This is a genomic window from Gordonia sp. VNK1 (assembly GCF_040049135.1).
In the GTDB taxonomy this organism is placed as follows: domain Bacteria; phylum Actinomycetota; class Actinomycetes; order Mycobacteriales; family Mycobacteriaceae; genus Gordonia; species Gordonia oleivorans.
This window is the reverse complement of sequence record NZ_JBDZDJ010000005.1, coordinates 156,184-171,348: the sequence shown is the minus strand read 5'-3', so window position 1 is coordinate 171,348 and position 15,165 is coordinate 156,184. Positions and strand designations below refer to the sequence as shown.

Sequence of the window (15,165 nt, the reverse complement as noted above, 5' to 3'; positions counted from 1 at the left end):
GGGTGTGTGCTCCTGTCTCGAGTCCGAATTACTGTGCGGCGGCGAAACCGTGGGCGAGGTCGGCCAGGATGTCGTCGATGCCCTCGATGCCGACGGCCAGGCGGACCAGACCGGGGGTCACACCCGCGGCCAGCTGCTCCTCGGGGGTGAGCTGACTGTGGGTGGTCGAGGCGGGATGGATGACCAGCGAACGCACATCACCGATGTTGGCGACGTGGCTGTGCAGCGTCAGGGCCTCCACGAAACGCTTGCCCGCGTCGACACCGCCGACGATCTCGAAGCCGATGATCGCGCCCTGGCCCTTGGGTGCCAGTTGCTGTCCGCGCGCGTACCACGGCGACGACGACAGGCCGGCGTAGGCGACCGAGGAGACCTGCGGATGGTCGTTGAGGAACTCGGCGACGCGCTGTGCGTTGGCGACGTGCCGTTCGATGCGCAGGCTCAGGGTTTCCAGGCCCTGGGCGAGCAGGAAGGCGTTGAACGGCGAGATCGCCGCACCGGTGTCACGCAGCAACTGCACGCGGGCCTTGAGGGCGTAGGCGGGCGCGCCGAGATCGGCGAACACCGCGCCGTGGTAGCTCGGGTCGGGGGTGGTGAAGCCGGGGAACAGGTCGACCCCGTCACGCTGCACCCGCCAGTCGAAGGTACCGCCGTCGATGATCACGCCGCCGATCGCGGTGCCGTGTCCACCGATGTACTTCGTCGCCGAGTGCACGACGATGTCGGCGCCGTGCGCCAGCGGGTTGAGCAGGTACGGGGTGGCGACAGTGTTGTCGACGATCAGCGGCACACCGTTGCGGTGCGCGACCTCGGAAATGCCTGCGATGTCCAGGATCTCGTTGTTCGGGTTCGAGACCGACTCGCCGTAGAAGGCCCGGGTGTTGGGGCGCACGGCCGCCTGCCACGACTCGAGGTCCTCCGGGTCCTCGACGAAGGAGACCTCGACGCCGAGCTTGGGCAGCGTGTAGTGGAAGAGGTTGAAGGTGCCGCCGTAGAGCCGCGGGCTCGACACCACGTGCCCGCCGTTCTCGACGATGTTGAGGATGGCGTAGGTCTCGGCGGCCTGCCCCGACGCGACGAGAAGTGCGGCGACACCGCCCTCGAGAGCGGCCAGGCGCTGCTCGACGACGTCCTGGGTCGGGTTCATGATGCGGGTGTAGATGTTGCCCGGCTCGGCCAGCCCGAACAGGTTGGCGGCGTGGGTGGTGTCGTTGAAGGTGTACGACGTGGTCTGGTAGATCGGCAGCGCGCGAGCGTTGGTGGCGGCGTCGGCGCTCTGACCCGCATGGATCTGTTTGGTCTCGAAGCTCCAGGTGTCCACAGGATTCACGGTGCCGTCGTTGGCTGCGTCAGACATGGAAATAGATCACTTTCTACGGTCGGCAGGGTTACTGGAACCCTGATGGGGTCCGACCTTCGGACCCGCGCTTGCCGGGGACACACTGCGTCGTCCCACAACCCGGTCATCACCCGGAGCACCCCACCGCGGTTGGAGGGTTGCCGATCAGCAAGCCGGGGCTTGTCGCTGATGCTCATGACCTGGCGACAAGGATATAGCACGGCCACGCCGGGCTGATAACCCTCCTGCTCACCATGGTTGGAACGGTGGCGGGCGTGGTGGCCACCGAAACGGCACCGCGCGGTGCGCTCGAGAGCGCGGTGGTGTCCTCCGGCCGGAGGAATTGTGGATCGTGAGGCCGGTTTTCGATATCCACTACTGGACATCGGCCTACGCTGCACGCTATGGCAGGGTTCGGGGACCGACGTCGCATTCGACTCGCAGCTCTCACGGTTGGTGTGGGTGCGGTGGCGGCGTCGCTGGTGACGGCGACATTCCTGGGGCGTGGGGTGGCGCTCGCGCAGGAGAGCGATTGCGCGCCCGGTGCGGTCTTCACCGTCGGGGGAACGTGGAACACCGACGCGAGTTACCTGGTGGGGATCGAGCAGCGATACACCGGGCACGGGCCGCAGTGGCAGGAGCTTACCAACAGTCCCTACTCGGGCGAAGATGCTTACGACATCATCCCGGTGCCGTATTCGGCAACCATCTGGCCGCTGGGAGCGGTCGGCTACAACGCGAGCGAGGCCGAGGGAAGGGCGAACCTGGAGCAGGCCGTCGCGACGTATCAGCAGAGCTGTCCCGACAGCAAGATCGTCATCGTCGGATACTCCCAGGGTGCGCGTATCGCCGGCGACGTCCTCACCGACTTCGGTCAGAACCGCCCGCTCGAGGACGGCACCGTCATCGATTCGAGCAAGGTCACCGGTGAGCTCTACTCCGATCCCCGGATGGTGGGGACCCTGTGGGGACAGGGCATCGAATCGGCCCTCGTCGGTGTCATCCCGGGCCTGACCATGTCGGGCCCGCGTAGCGGGGCCGATTACGGCGGCCTGCCGGTGACCACCTACTGCATCGAGGGCGATCCGATCTGCGACCTGCCGGATGTGCTGCACGACCCGATCGGCGTCGTCGACGACTTCTTCGGGTACTGGGTCAAACACGGCCAGTACCCGTATCACATGTATCAAGATCCCGGCGACGACGTCATCTGGGATTTGGGCTCGGTCGACGGTGAGATGACGTGCACCAAGACCGGCACCCTCGAGAATGTGCGGACGTGCACCATCTCGTCGCCGTCATCGTCGGCGATCATCGTGCAGAATCTCGTCGACGCCGTGGGACTCGACTGGTCGGTGCCCGATCTGCTGCCGTATCGATTCCGCTTCCCGGACATCATCGGAATCACCCTGTCCGACTTCCAGGTCCCGATCCGCTGGGTGATGGACTGGCTGCCACCGCTGCCGGAGCTGGGTTACGGCGCCTACCTCCCGAATCTGTTCGACTTCCAGGACATCCTCAACGGTGTGCTGCAGTGGGATTCGGCACTGTTCAAGCAGGGTGTGGTGGCGCTCGCGGCGAGTGCGACGAGCATCGTGCTGCTGCCGGTGAACTTCGTCCGGTACTGGGCCGAGCGGATCGTCGAGGGCATCACCACGGTGCCGTGGGGCCCCGACTCGGCATCCCAGACGACGGCATCGCAGACGATTGCGGCGCTGTCCTCGTCGCCGGCGTCCGCGAGGTCGTACGGCGTCAGCACGCTGTCGGCGGGGGAGACGCAGGAAGAGGCCGAGGGCAGCGGCGACGCGCAGACCGATGGCACTCCGGGAAGCCTCGGCGGCGGAACGCAGGTACCGGAAACATCGACGTCGGATTCACCGGCGACGCCGGTGACCACCGTCGACACCACGCCGTCGGCCACGCCCGAGCCCACCGGCGGCGCCACGCCGTCGGTCACGCCCGAGCCCACCGGCAGTGCCACGCCGTCGGCCACGCCCGGGCCCACCGCTGACCCGACGCCGTCGGTCACTTCGTCGCCCACGCCCGAGACCACGGGCAGCGCCGTGCCCACCGCCGACGGTGCAGCCGTCGACGCCTCGAAGGAACCGGTCGGCGTCGGCTGACCCGACGACGCCCGCCTCGGGCGCTCGGCTCCGTGCGGCGCGCGCCGTTTGCCATGTGAACGACCTCACGCCGCCGAATGGGAATCCTCGGCGCCCGCGCGGTGGTTGGTGGACCTATGCCCGAGTCCGTCCACACGCCTGCCGACTCCGTCGTCGAGTCCTCCTCACCCTCGGAGACCTCGGCGAGCGCGCCGCCCTCGCCCGCCCGTCCGATCCGGTGGGCGATCCTGGCGATGGCTCTCGGCGGGTTCGGCATCGGGACGACCGAATTCGTCGCCATGGGCCTGCTGCCCAACATCGCCCATGCGATGTCGGTGAGTGAACCCAGCGCCGGCATCGTCATCTCCGCCTACGCCCTCGGTGTGGTGATCGGCGCACCGCTCATCGCCGCGCTGACCGCGCGGATGTCGCGACGCACCCTGCTGATCGCTCTGATGGTGGCCTTCACCATCGGCAATGCGGCGACGGTGGTGGCCCCGACGTTCGGTCTGCTCATCGCGGCGCCGTTCGTCGCGGGTCTTCCGCACGGCGCGTACTTCGGGGTGGCCGCACTGGTCGCCGCCCACCTGGCTGGACCGCGGAAGCGGGCCGCGGCGATCGGTCAGGTCATGCTCGGGCTGGCCGTGGCGAATGTCGCCGGGGTGCCGATGGCCGCGTGGCTCGGTGAGCACTTCGGCTGGCGTAGCGCGTTCGTGGTCGTCGTGGTGGTCGGCGTGGCGACGATCGGTGCGCTGGCGATGAATCTGCCGTCGCTGCAGGACATGCGCGTCACCAATCCGATGACCGAGCTCGGCGCGCTGCGTCGACCGCAGGTGTGGTTCACCCTGTTCATCGGCGTCGTCGGATTCGGCGGCATGTTCGCCTTCTACACCTATCTGAACACCGCGTTGACATCGCTGGCCGGGCTCCCGGTGTCATTGGTGCCGATCGCGCTGATGCTGTTCGGTCTCGGCATGGTGGTGGGCAACATCGTCGGCGGCATCGCCGCCGACCGCAACGTCGCGCTGTCGATCCTGGTGGGACTCACCGGCACCGGACTGGTGCTGCTCCTGTTCGCGCTCCTGGTGCAGAACGTGTGGGCGGCCCTGATCCTGACGTTCTTCGTCGGCGTCGGCGGTACCTCGATGGTGCCGGCGCTGCAGACCCGGCTGATGGATGTCGCCGAAGATGCGCAGACGCTGGCGGCGGCGCTCAATCACTCGGCGCTCAACATCGCCAACGCCGCCGGCGCCTGGCTGGGTGGTGTGGTGATCGCGGCCGGATACGGCTACCGCGCCCCGTCGATCCTCGGCGCCGCCCTGGCGGTGGCGGGAATCGTGGTCCTGGTGGCCGCGCTGGTGGCGCAGCATCGTCGGGTGCGCGGCATCTGGATGCAGAGCCGGCAGACCTCACCCGCCGAGACGGTGTGAATCGCGGACCCGGGGGTCAGACACGGGGGTCAGACACCAGTGGCGCCGCCTGTCGGACAGGCGGCGCCACTGATATGCGTTGAAGTCTGATGCTCGGGGAATCCCGGCGACTCAGCCCACGTCCGGCGGGGTCGCGACGATCTTGGCCATGTACAGCTGCTCGCCGAGCTTGTCCATCAGTTCGAGCTGGGTCTCGAGGTAATCGATGTGGTGTTCCTCGTCCTTGAGGATCTCCTCGAACAGCTTCGCCGAGGTGATGTCACCCTTGCTGCGGCACAGGGCAATTCCCGGCTTCAGCCGGTCGACCACCTCGAGTTCGATGGCGAGGTCGGATTCGAACTGCTCGCGCAGGGTCTGCCCGATGCGCAGCGGCAGCAGCTTCTGATAGTTCGGCAGACCCTCGAGGAACAGAATGCGGTCGGTGAGGATCTCGGCGTGGGTCATCTCCTCGATCGATTCGGCGCGGGTCTTGCCGGCCAACTCCGTGAAACCCCAGTTGTCCTGCATCTTCGCGTGCAGGAAGTACTGGTTGATGGCGGTCAGCTCACTGGTCAGCTGCTCGTTCAACAGGGCGATGACCTCGTCATCTCCACGCATGACACAACTCCATTCGGCTCAAAGAATGATGAGTCGAACGGTAACACGACCAATGGCCCCATGTGAGTCATTCACATGAGGTCGAGCTCGGCGTGTGTCAGGCGGCGCTGGTGACGGCGGTCCTTTCGCTGAGAATCTCGGAGAGTCGTTCGAGGCAGGTTCCGCATCCTTCGCCGGCGCCGCAGCGGTCGCTGATGGCATCGACGGTCCGCGCACCCTGGGAGCAGTGCTCGTGGACCTCGTCCTCGGTCACCGCGCGGCAGATACAAACGAACATCGGAACTCACCTCATCTGACTGTTAGGTGAGGATTACATAAAACCCCGACGGTACGCAAGGGTTGCCTAACCTTGGACCCAGTCCAGATTGGGATGTCGGAGCATCGACGTAGGGTGTGGAGCCGTGACAACCACGATCACCACCGTCAACGTGAACGGCATCCGGGCGGCCACCAAGGCGCGATCCGAGATCAACCCCGGCCTGCTGACCTGGCTCGATTCGGCAGATCCGGACATCGTGCTGCTCCAGGAGATCCGGGCGAGCGAACAACAGGCGCGCGAGGCGCTCGGGCCGGCGCTCGATCGGGGATGGCAGCTGACGATGACCGAATCGGTGGTCAAGGGCCATGCCGGGGTGGGAGTGATGAGCAAGGTCACACCGACGGCGGTGCGGACGGGCTTCGGCAGCGCCGAGTTCGACCCGACCGGGCGCTACCTCGAGGCCGACTTCGCCGACGGCGTCGGATCCGGAGCGGGACCACTGACCGTCGGGAGTCTCTACCTCCCCAAGGGGGCGGCGGCCCCGACGCCGTCGAGTACCGACAAGGAGGCCGCGAAGTTCGAGGAGAAGAAACGCTTCCTCACGGAGTTCGGCGACTACCTGACCACCGCGGCACGACGCCGCCGCGACGTCGTGGTCGGCGGCGACTGGAACATCGCCCACGCCGAGTCCGACATCAAGAACTGGAAGGGCAATCTCCGTAACCCCGGGTTCCTGCCCCACGAACGGGAGTGGGTGGCGCACCGCCTCGGATCCGGCTGGGTCGACGTGCTGCGCGAACTGCATCCGGGCGTCGACGGCCCGTACAGCTGGTGGTCGTGGCGGGGCAAGGCCTTCGACAACGACTCGGGGTGGCGGATCGACTATCAACTCGCCAATCGGGCCCTGGCCCGGCGGGCGGTCAAGGCGTTCGTCGACCGCGCCGACTCCTACGACCGCCGCTGGTCGGATCACGCGCCGGTCACCGTGATCTACGAGTGACCGGGTTTGAGAGAATCTGGTGTCATGAGTGACGTTTCGGAATCCGCCGCGCCGCGCCGGCGTGTGCTGTCGGGCATTCAACCCACCAGCGACTCCTTCCACCTGGGCAATTACCTGGGCGCGGTCAAGCAGTGGGTAGAACTGCAGGACGAGTTCGACGCGTTCTACTTCATCCCCGACATGCACGCGTTGACCGTCGAGTTCGACCCGAAGACCCTCGCCGATCGCACCCGGCTGTCGGTGGCCCAGCTGCTCGCGGTCGGCGTCGACCCGGCCCGTGCGACGGTGTACGTGCAGTCCCACGTCCCCGAGATCGCGCAGCTGACCTGGGTGCTGCAGTGCATCACCGGATTCGGTGAGGCCGGTCGCATGACGCAGTTCAAGGACAAGAGCGCCAAGCAGGGCACCGACGCGACCGGCGTGGGCCTGTTCACCTACCCGATCCTGATGGCCGCCGACATCCTCGCCTTCGACGTCGATTTCGTCCCGGTGGGAGAGGATCAGCGTCAGCATCTGGAACTGACCCGTGATCTCGCACAGCGCTTCAACAAGCGCTTCGGGAAGGCCTTCGTCGTCCCGCGGGCGCACATCGTCTCCGAATTCGCCAAGATCTACGACCTGCAGAATCCGACGGCCAAGATGAGCAAGTCCGCCGACACCGACAAGGGTCTGATCAACCTCCTCGACGACCCGAAGCGCTCGGCGAAGAAGATCCGTTCGGCGGTCACCGACACCGATTCGGTCATCCGGTTCGACCCGGCCGAGAAGCCGGGTGTGAGCAACCTGCTGACCATCCAGTCGGCGCTCAGCGGGGTGGGCGTCGACGATCTCGTCGCCAAGTACGAGGGCAAGGGGTACGGCGACCTCAAGGTCGACACCGCCGAGGTACTCGCCGACTTTGTGACACCGCTGCGTGGCCGCGTCACCGAATACCTCGACGACCCTGCCGAACTCGACGCCATCCTGGCACGGGGCGCCGGCCGGGCCCGCGAGGTCGCGGCCGCCACGCTGGCATCGGTATACGACAAGGTGGGGTTCCTCGCGCCTACGGTGGGGGAGTAGACCCGCCGTCGGTGTAGTCCACGCCCGGCGGGTCGCGTGATCGCGGAGCGTGCGCTCCGGACCGAGGCGGAGGGTGGCACACATGGGTGCGATGATCGACCGGATCAAGCGACTGATCGCGCTCGCGCAGCAGCAGTTCGCCGACGCGCGCCGACGATGGCCGTGGCTGGAGCACCTGATCGCGATGCATCAGCGATACACCACCCGGCGCGGCAACCTGTATGCGGCGAGCATCAGTTTCAACGGCATCCTGGCGCTCGTCCCGATCGTGATGGTGGCCTTCGCGATCGCCGCCTTCGTCCTGGCCAGCCGGCCCGACCTGATCGACCAGATCCAGGAGGCGGTGGTCAAGGAACTGCCCGGCGAACTCGGCAGCCAGGTCGAGCAGGTCATCGATTCCGCGATCGCCTCACGCACCGCGGTGGGCGTCGTCGGACTTCTCGGTGCCGCGCTGACCGGCATCGGCTGGATCGCCGGGGTCCGAGCGGGGATGACCGAGATGTTCGGCGGGCGCCTGAATCGTAATGCTCTGGTGTCCAAGGGAACCGACCTGCTGACCTTCGCGCTCCTCGGGGTCGCGTTCGCGGTGACGATGGCGTTCACCACGTTGGCCAACGGCGGCGGCATCGTGTCGACGATCCTGCGCTGGGTCAAGGCCGATGACGCCGCCTGGGCGCCGGTGGTGGTGCGTGGTGTCGCGGTGGTGATCTCGGTGCTGGCCAGTTGGTTGTTGTTCACCTTCGTGCTGTCGCGATTACCGTTGGTGCCCTTGCCCTTCCGCAACACCCTGAAGGCCGGCCTGATCACCGCCATCGCCTTCGAGATCGTCAAGGCGGTCGGCGGGATCTACCTGAAGTCGGTGCTGAGCAGCCCGGCCGGGGTGGCGTTCGGGCCCATCCTGGGCGTGATGGTCTTCGCCTACCTGGCCTCTCGCATCATCCTGTACGCCACCGCGTGGTGCGCGACAGATCCGGTCAACGCCCCGTATCAGGTGGCCGACGAGGTCGACCCGGCCGAGCAGGCCGTCGTCGTCCGCCCCACGGTGGAGGTGAACCCGATGCCCCGCGCCGGCGTGGTCGCCGGGGCCGCGGCGTTCGGCACGCTGGTCGGCCTGGCGCTCAAGAGGTTTCGCGACTGATCGGCGCCGCCGGTCATCAGCCGCGGCGGCGGACCATCATGCGCCGGGCGGCGGCCACGAGGGCGACGACGGCCAGCGCCGCGACGAGTCCGATGAGCAGGCGTGTCGATGTGCTCCGGTTGGTGGCCGGGTCGGAGAGGCTCGCATTCTGCGGCGCCGCACCGGCGGTGGGGCTTGCCGACGCCGGCCGGTCACCGGCCACCAACTCTCCGACGCGGATTCCCGTAGGGGACCGGAATCCGTAATCGAGAAGCGACGCGCCCTGGGTCCAGTAGTTGTCGTCGGCGGTGGACAGCCCGTACATCTGCACGATCAGGATGCGACGATCCCCCTGCTGTGCGGCCCCGACGAAGGTCTTCAGGGCGTCGTCGGTGTACCCGGTCTTGCCGCCGAGCATGCCCGGATAACCCTCCAGCAGAAGGTGATTGGACGTCTGCATCTCATATCCCGGGTGGTCGGTGTCGCCGGGGACATCGGCTCGGGCCGGATAGCCGGGGAAGAAGTAGGTCGGCTTGGCGATGATCTCGGCGAAGGTGGCGTTGTCCATCGCGGCGCGGAAGATCAGCGCGAGGTCATAGGGTGAGGTCGACATCCCGGCGGCGTCGAGTCCGGACGGGCTTGCCGCGCGGGTGTCGAGGGCGTGCAGGTCGCCGGCGAGCGTGTTCATCTTCGTCAGCGCCGCGTCCACGCCGCCGAGTTGTCGGGCCAGCGCATTCGCGCAGTCATTGCCCGACACCACGATGAGACCGCTGAGCAGATCGCGGACGGTGTAGTGCCCGCCCGGTCCCATCCCGCAGGAGTCGCCCTCGGCGCTCCAGTCCTCGACGGTCGGCTCCACCACGCGGTCGAGGTCGAGTCCGCTGTCGAGGACGGTGAGCGCGAGCAGCACCTTGATCGTCGACGCCGGCCGATAGCGGCCGTGCGGGTCCTTGGCCGCGATGACCGCTCCGGAGTCCATGTCGGCGACCAGCCAGCCGGCCGAGGTGAGCCGATCGGGCACCGGCCCGGCCGCCGGATCGGCGATCACCCCGCAGCCGGCGAGCGCGTCGCCGCCCACGGTCTCGGTCGGGACCGGTAGCGGGGTGGGAGCCGCAGAACCGGGTGCGACGACTTCGGAGGTGTCCACCGCCGGGGGCGTGGCGACCCGGTGCGGGCAGTGATCGGTCACCGGTGTGGCCACCGGGTCCGCGAGGGCGGGAGCACCGGACAGGCAGGTCACCACGGCGGCGACGGCAAGGGCCAGGAGGCGGTGGCGCGAGGTCACCGGTGGGAGGTTACCAGCGGTGACCTCCCACCCGGTGTCCCCGGCGTAGACGGATCTGTCCGGTCGTTCCCAGGGTGGTCGTCTCAGGGTGGTCGTCTCAGAGCAGGGTGTAGGCCTCGGTCAGCACCGTCCGCAGGATCTGCTCGATCTCGTCGAACTCGGCCTGCCCGGCGAGCAGCGGCGGGGCCAGCTGGACGACCGGGTCGCCCCGATCGTCGGCGCGGCAGTAGAGACCGTTGTCGAACAGCGCCGAGGACAGGAAGCCGCGCAGGATGCGCTCGGACTCGGCGTCGGAGAAGGTCTCCTTGGTGGTCTTGTCCTTGACCAACTCGATGCCGTAGAAGTAGCCCTCGCCGCGCACATCGCCGACGATCGGCAGGTCGTGCAGCTTCTCCAGCGTCGCGCGGAACGCCGGTGCGTTGGTCTTGACGTGATCGTTGAGGCCTTCGCGTTCGAAGAGATCGAGATTGGCCAGGGCCACCGCCGCCGACACCGGATGTCCGCCGAAGGTGTAGCCGTGCGGGAAGGTGGTGGAACCGTCGTTGAACGGTTCGAACAGTCGCTCACTCGCGATCATCGCACCGATCGGCGAGTATCCCGAGGTCATGCCCTTGGCGCAGGTGATGATGTCGGGTTGGTAGCCGAAGTCCTCGCAGGCGAACATCGAACCGATGCGGCCGAACGCGCAGATCACCTCGTCGGAGACCAGCAGCACGTCGTAGGAGTCGCAGATCTCGCGGACCCGCTCGAAGTATCCGGGCGGCGGTGGGAAGCACCCGCCGGCGTTCTGCACCGGCTCGAGGAAGACCGCGGCGACGGTGTCGGGGCCCTCGAATTCGATGGCCTCGGCGATGCGGTCGGCGGCCCAGCGGCCGAACTTCTTGGGATCGGCGGCCAATTCGGCGTCGGGCGCGCGGTAGATGTTGGTGTTGGGGGCGCGGAAACCGCCCGGGGTGAGCGGCTCGAACATCTGCTTGAGGGCCGGCACGCCGGTGATGGCGAGCGCTCCCTGCGGGGTGCCGTGATAGGCGACCGATCGAGAGATCACCTTGTGCTTCAATGGTTTACCGACGAGCTTGTAGTACTGCTTGGCGAGTTTCCAGGCGCTCTCGACGGCCTCGCCGCCGCCGGTGGTGAAAAAGACCCGGTTGAGATCGCCCGGCGCGTAGGCGGCCAGTCGTTCGGCGAGTTCGATCGCCGGTGGGGTCGCATACGACCACACCGGGAAGAAGGCGAGCTCCTTGGCCTGCTTGGCGGCCGCCTCGGCGAGTTCGACGCGACCGTGCCCGGCCTGGACGACGAAGAGGCCGGCCAGGCCGTCGAGGTAGCTGCGGCCGCGGTCGTCGAAGATGCGGACGCCCTCACCCTTGGTGATCACCGGCGGGGCGATGCCCTCACCGTGCCGGGCGAAGTGTCCCCACAGATGTGCGGCGCTGCGTTCGCCCCAGGAACTGGAGCCGGCGGATTGTTGTGCGACTGCGGTCATCGTGTACCCCAATTGTATTGCTGTTTGACAAGTTTCAGATAGACGAGCGTTTCGGTGGCGGTCACCTCGGGATGGCGGCGCACCGTCTTGTTGAGAATCGACAGGAGGTGATCGTCGTCCTCGCACACGACCTCGATCAGGATGTCGAAGGACCCGGCGGTCAACACGACGTAGTCGATCTCGGCGTGGTCGGCCAGTGCGCGGGCCAGCGCCTCGGTGTCCCCGGTGCAGCGGATGCCGATCAGCGCCTGGCGCGAGAAGCCCAGCTTCAACGGATCGGTGACCGCCACGATCTGCAGCAGACCGCTGTCGCCGAGCTTCTGGACCCGGTTGCGGACGGCGGCCTCGGAGAGGCCGACCTCTTTGCCGATGGACGCGTACGAACTGCGTCCATCGGCCTGCAGGAGCTCGATGATGCGTTTGGCGGTGTTGTCCAGATGTGCGGGTGGTGTGTCAGGCACACGACGATCCTGACGGATTTCGTGGTTTGTCGCAACATTTTCTGATGATTTCGCAATCAGGATTCCGTTGGCTGTCGCGAATCCGTTGTCCGGCCGGTAGTATCGCCGTCGTGCCGAACACCGCAACCGTCCCGTCCGGCTGGGTTGCCGGAGCAGCCGCGCCGGGCTCCGGTCCCGACCACGTCGTCGTCAATCCTGCCACCGATGAGGCGCTGGCGACCCTGACTCTGGCGAGTCCCGCCGACGTCGACGCCGCGGTGGCCGCGGCTAGTGACGCCCAACGGGAGTGGGGCGGTGCGACACCCGCGGAACGGTCGGAGGTGCTCGCCGCGCTCGCCGACGCGCTCGATGCCGAGTCGGAGTCGTTGGCGGCGGAGGAGACCGCGCACACCGGCAAGGCGATCAGGCTCGCCCGCGAGTTCGACGTACCGGGCAGCGTCGACAACGTCCGGTTCTTCGCCGGTGCCGCGCGGCATCTGGAGGGCAAGGCGTCGGCGGAGTACTCCGGTGATCACACCTCGAGCATCCGTCGTGAGCCGGTGGGGGTCATCGGGTCGATCACCCCGTGGAATTATCCGCTGCAGATGGCGGTCTGGAAGGTGCTGCCGGCGCTGGCCGCCGGATGTGCGGTGGTGCTCAAACCCGCCGAGCTGACCCCGCTGACCACCCTGACGCTGGCGCGGCTGGCCACCCGGGCCGGTGTGCCCGACGGCGTGCTCAACGTCGTGGTGGGGACCGGGGCGCAGGCCGGAGCCGCGATCGCGGGCCATGCCGGCGTCGACATGGTGACCTTCACCGGATCGACACCGGTGGGCCGGATGGTGATGGCGCAGGCTGCGCGCAACGGTACGCGCGTACAACTCGAACTCGGCGGCAAGGCGCCCTTCGTGGTCTTCGACGATGCCGACCTCGACGCGGCGATCGCCGGAGCGGTGGCCGCGTCACTGATCAACGGCGGGCAGGACTGCACCGCCGCCACCCGGGCCATCGTCGCCGCCGACCTCTACGACGACTTCGTCGCCGGGGTGGCCGAGCTGATGTCGGGTGTGACGGTGGGCGATCCGACCGATCCCGCAACGGATCTGGGTTCGCTGATCTCGCGGGCGCATCGCGACAAGGTGGCCGGCATGGTGGAGCGGGCGCGTGCCGACGGTGCCCGCATCGTCGTGGGCGGCGTCGTCCCGGAGGGGCGTGGCGCCTTCTATCCGCCGACCCTGGTGGCCGACGTCGCCGAATCCTCGGAGATCTACCGCGACGAGGTCTTCGGTCCCGTGCTGACGGTCTCCTCGTTCACCGACGACGACGATGCGATCCGCCGGGCCAACGACACCGTCTACGGCCTGGCGGCCTCGGCGTGGACCCGCGACGTCTACCGGGCCCAGCGGGCGTCGCGCGAGATCCGCGCCGGCTGCGTGTGGATCAACGACCACATCCCCATCATCAGCGAGATGCCGCACGGTGGTGTCGGCGCCTCGGGATTCGGCAAGGACATGTCGATGTATTCACTCGAGGAGTACCTGTCGGTCAAACATGTCATGAGCGACATCACCGGTGTCGTCGACAAGGAGTGGCACCGAACGGTATTCGCCACGCCCGGGCGCGCGGTCCGATGACCTGGGCAACGCGGCCGGGCCGGCGGGCGGTCGAGATGGTCGCGCAGGCGTCGCCGGAATCCTTCTGGCTCGACCGGCCGGAGCGGCCCGCGGCGCGCGACCGGCTCTCCGACGAGGTCGACGCCGATCTGCTGGTGGTCGGTGGGGGATTCACCGGCCTGTGGACGGCGGTCACCGCAGCCGAACGCGACCCGGGCCGACGCGTGGTCCTCGTCGAACGTGACCGGATCGCCGAACACGCCTCCGGTCGTAACGGCGGATTCTGCTCGGCGAGCCTCACCCACGGCATCGGCAACGGTCTGGAACGCTTCGCCGACGAGATGCCGACCCTGACGCGACTGGGACGCGAGACACTCGACGGCATCGAGGCGGCGATGGACCGTCTGGGTATCGACGCCGACGCCGAACGCAACGGTGAACTCGACATCGCCAACTTCGACTGGCAGGTCGACGGACTTCGTGAATTATCATCTGCGGCAGCATTTCTCGGACAGGAACTGACCATGCTGCCGGGCCCTCAGGCCCGCGAGCGGGTGAACTCGCCGATGGTGCGTGCCGCGGTGCACGACCCGGATGTGCTCATGCTCGATCCGGCCAAGCTGGCGTGGGGCCTCGCCGAGGCGGCGCAGCGTCTGGGCGTGCGCATCTACGAGGGCACCGAGATCACCGGGATCGGGCGGGAGGGTGAGTGGCTGCGCGCCCAGACCGGTTACGGTGATGTGCTGGCCCGCCGGATCGTGCTGGCGACGTCGGCGAGTCCGTCGGTCCTGCGCCGGTTACGCCTGTTCACCGTCCCGGTGTGGGACTACGCCCTGATGACCGAACCGCTGACCGCCGAGCAGCGTGCGTCGCTGGGCTGGGCCGGGCGCGAGGGACTGGCTGATTCCGGACCGAGGTTTCACTACTTCCGGCTCACCGCCGACGACCGGATTCTCTTCGGCGGCTGGGATGCGTTGTATCACTACGGTTCCGACGGGGCGCGGCGGCACGAATTCGAGCCGGGGGAGTTCGCGATCCTGGCCGAACATCTGCTGCAGTTCTTCCCGCAGCTCGAGGGTATCCGCGCCACCCACACCTGGGGCGGTGCGATCGACACCTGTTCACGGTTCTGTGCGTTCTGGGACCGATCCTTCGGCGGCCGGGTGGTCAGCGCGGTCGGCTTCACCGGGCTCGGGGTCGGCGCCTCGCATTTCGCCGCGGCGACCGCGCTGGACCTCGTCGACGGCCTGGAGACCGAACGCACCGCTCTGAACATGGTGCGGTCCAAGCCGATTCCCTTTCCGCCGGAGCCACTGCGGTGGGCCGGGATCACCATCACCCGCCATCAGCTGGCGCGCAGCGAACGGCGTGAGGGGCGTCGTGGCGCATGGCTGAGCGCGATGGACAAGCTGGGGCTGGGCTTCGACAGCTGAAC

General features: G+C 67.7%; 13 protein-coding genes and 1 riboswitch. Of the genes, 7 read left to right on the top strand and 6 right to left on the bottom strand.

What is annotated here, in order from left to right:
• Nucleotides 1-28: 28 nt before the first annotated feature.
• Nucleotides 29-1,357: a bifunctional o-acetylhomoserine/o-acetylserine sulfhydrylase gene (locus ABLE94_RS08300; RefSeq protein WP_348808555.1), complete on the bottom strand. Its 1,329-nt coding sequence runs from the start codon at nucleotides 1,355-1,357 to the stop codon at nucleotides 29-31.
• Nucleotides 1,358-1,419: 62 nt separating this feature from the next.
• Nucleotides 1,420-1,540: riboswitch (SAM riboswitch) on the bottom strand.
• Nucleotides 1,541-1,743: 203 nt separating this feature from the next.
• Between ABLE94_RS08300 and ABLE94_RS08295 the strand changes: the two genes are divergently transcribed.
• Together ABLE94_RS08295 and ABLE94_RS08290 are read left to right on the top strand one after the other, a co-directional pair.
• Nucleotides 1,744-3,462 (top strand): cutinase family protein, encoded by a 1,719-nt coding sequence (locus ABLE94_RS08295; protein WP_348808554.1) that lies wholly within the window; start codon nucleotides 1,744-1,746, stop codon nucleotides 3,460-3,462.
• Nucleotides 3,463-3,578: 116 nt separating this feature from the next.
• Nucleotides 3,579-4,871: an MFS transporter gene (locus ABLE94_RS08290; RefSeq protein ID WP_348808553.1), complete on the top strand. Its 1,293-nt coding sequence runs from the start codon at nucleotides 3,579-3,581 to the stop codon at nucleotides 4,869-4,871.
• Nucleotides 4,872-4,982: 111 nt separating this feature from the next.
• Here the strand turns inward: ABLE94_RS08290 and bfr are convergent, their stop codons facing one another.
• Together bfr and ABLE94_RS08280 are read right to left on the bottom strand one after the other, a co-directional pair.
• Nucleotides 4,983-5,468 (bottom strand): bacterioferritin, encoded by a 486-nt coding sequence (gene bfr, locus ABLE94_RS08285; RefSeq protein ID WP_348802620.1) that lies wholly within the window; start codon nucleotides 5,466-5,468, stop codon nucleotides 4,983-4,985.
• A 97-nt stretch (nucleotides 5,469-5,565) separates the two neighbouring features.
• Nucleotides 5,566-5,745, bottom strand: a complete 180-nt coding sequence (locus tag ABLE94_RS08280; protein ID WP_348802619.1) for a (2Fe-2S)-binding protein — start codon at nucleotides 5,743-5,745, stop codon at nucleotides 5,566-5,568.
• A gap of 124 nt (nucleotides 5,746-5,869) precedes the next feature.
• Here ABLE94_RS08280 and ABLE94_RS08275 point away from each other — a divergent pair, with 124 nt between their 5' ends.
• From ABLE94_RS08275 to ABLE94_RS08265, 3 genes are all read left to right on the top strand, one after another.
• Nucleotides 5,870-6,727 carry an exodeoxyribonuclease III gene (locus ABLE94_RS08275; protein ID WP_348802617.1) on the top strand — a complete coding sequence of 286 codons (858 nt, stop codon included), beginning with the start codon at nucleotides 5,870-5,872 and terminating at the stop codon, nucleotides 6,725-6,727.
• A gap of 24 nt (nucleotides 6,728-6,751) precedes the next feature.
• Entirely contained in the window at nucleotides 6,752-7,789 is a 1,038-nt protein-coding gene (trpS, locus tag ABLE94_RS08270; protein ID WP_348802616.1) for a tryptophan--tRNA ligase, read from the top strand.
• Between the two features lie 82 nt (nucleotides 7,790-7,871).
• The gene (locus ABLE94_RS08265; protein WP_348802615.1) at nucleotides 7,872-8,927 is read left to right on the top strand and encodes a YhjD/YihY/BrkB family envelope integrity protein; all 1,056 of its coding nucleotides are present in this window, start codon (nucleotides 7,872-7,874) and stop codon (nucleotides 8,925-8,927) included.
• A gap of 16 nt (nucleotides 8,928-8,943) precedes the next feature.
• Here ABLE94_RS08265 and ABLE94_RS08260 read toward each other — a convergent pair whose 3' ends face one another.
• The 3 genes from ABLE94_RS08260 to ABLE94_RS08250 form a co-directional block, all read right to left on the bottom strand.
• Nucleotides 8,944-10,191, bottom strand: coding sequence for a D-alanyl-D-alanine carboxypeptidase family protein (locus ABLE94_RS08260; RefSeq protein ID WP_425476166.1), 1,248 nt, complete (start codon nucleotides 10,189-10,191; stop codon nucleotides 8,944-8,946).
• 97 nt (nucleotides 10,192-10,288) lie between these two features.
• Nucleotides 10,289-11,677 carry an aspartate aminotransferase family protein gene (locus ABLE94_RS08255; protein ID WP_348808552.1) on the bottom strand — a complete coding sequence of 463 codons (1,389 nt, stop codon included), beginning with the start codon at nucleotides 11,675-11,677 and terminating at the stop codon, nucleotides 10,289-10,291.
• A complete protein-coding gene (locus ABLE94_RS08250) occupies nucleotides 11,674-12,138 on the bottom strand; it encodes an Lrp/AsnC family transcriptional regulator (protein ID WP_348802613.1) in 465 nt (154 codons plus the stop codon). Before ABLE94_RS08250 ends, ABLE94_RS08255 begins: the two co-directional genes overlap by 4 nt.
• Nucleotides 12,139-12,248: 110 nt before the next feature.
• Between ABLE94_RS08250 and ABLE94_RS08245 the strand changes: the two genes are divergently transcribed.
• Both ABLE94_RS08245 and ABLE94_RS08240 read left to right on the top strand, forming a co-directional pair.
• The gene (locus tag ABLE94_RS08245; RefSeq protein ID WP_348808551.1) at nucleotides 12,249-13,751 is read left to right on the top strand and encodes an aminobutyraldehyde dehydrogenase; all 1,503 of its coding nucleotides are present in this window, start codon (nucleotides 12,249-12,251) and stop codon (nucleotides 13,749-13,751) included.
• Nucleotides 13,748-15,163 carry an NAD(P)/FAD-dependent oxidoreductase gene (locus ABLE94_RS08240; RefSeq protein ID WP_348808550.1) on the top strand — a complete coding sequence of 472 codons (1,416 nt, stop codon included), beginning with the start codon at nucleotides 13,748-13,750 and terminating at the stop codon, nucleotides 15,161-15,163. The genes ABLE94_RS08245 and ABLE94_RS08240 overlap by 4 nt, the downstream gene beginning before the upstream one ends.
• The last annotated feature ends 2 nt before the right edge of the window (nucleotides 15,164-15,165 follow it).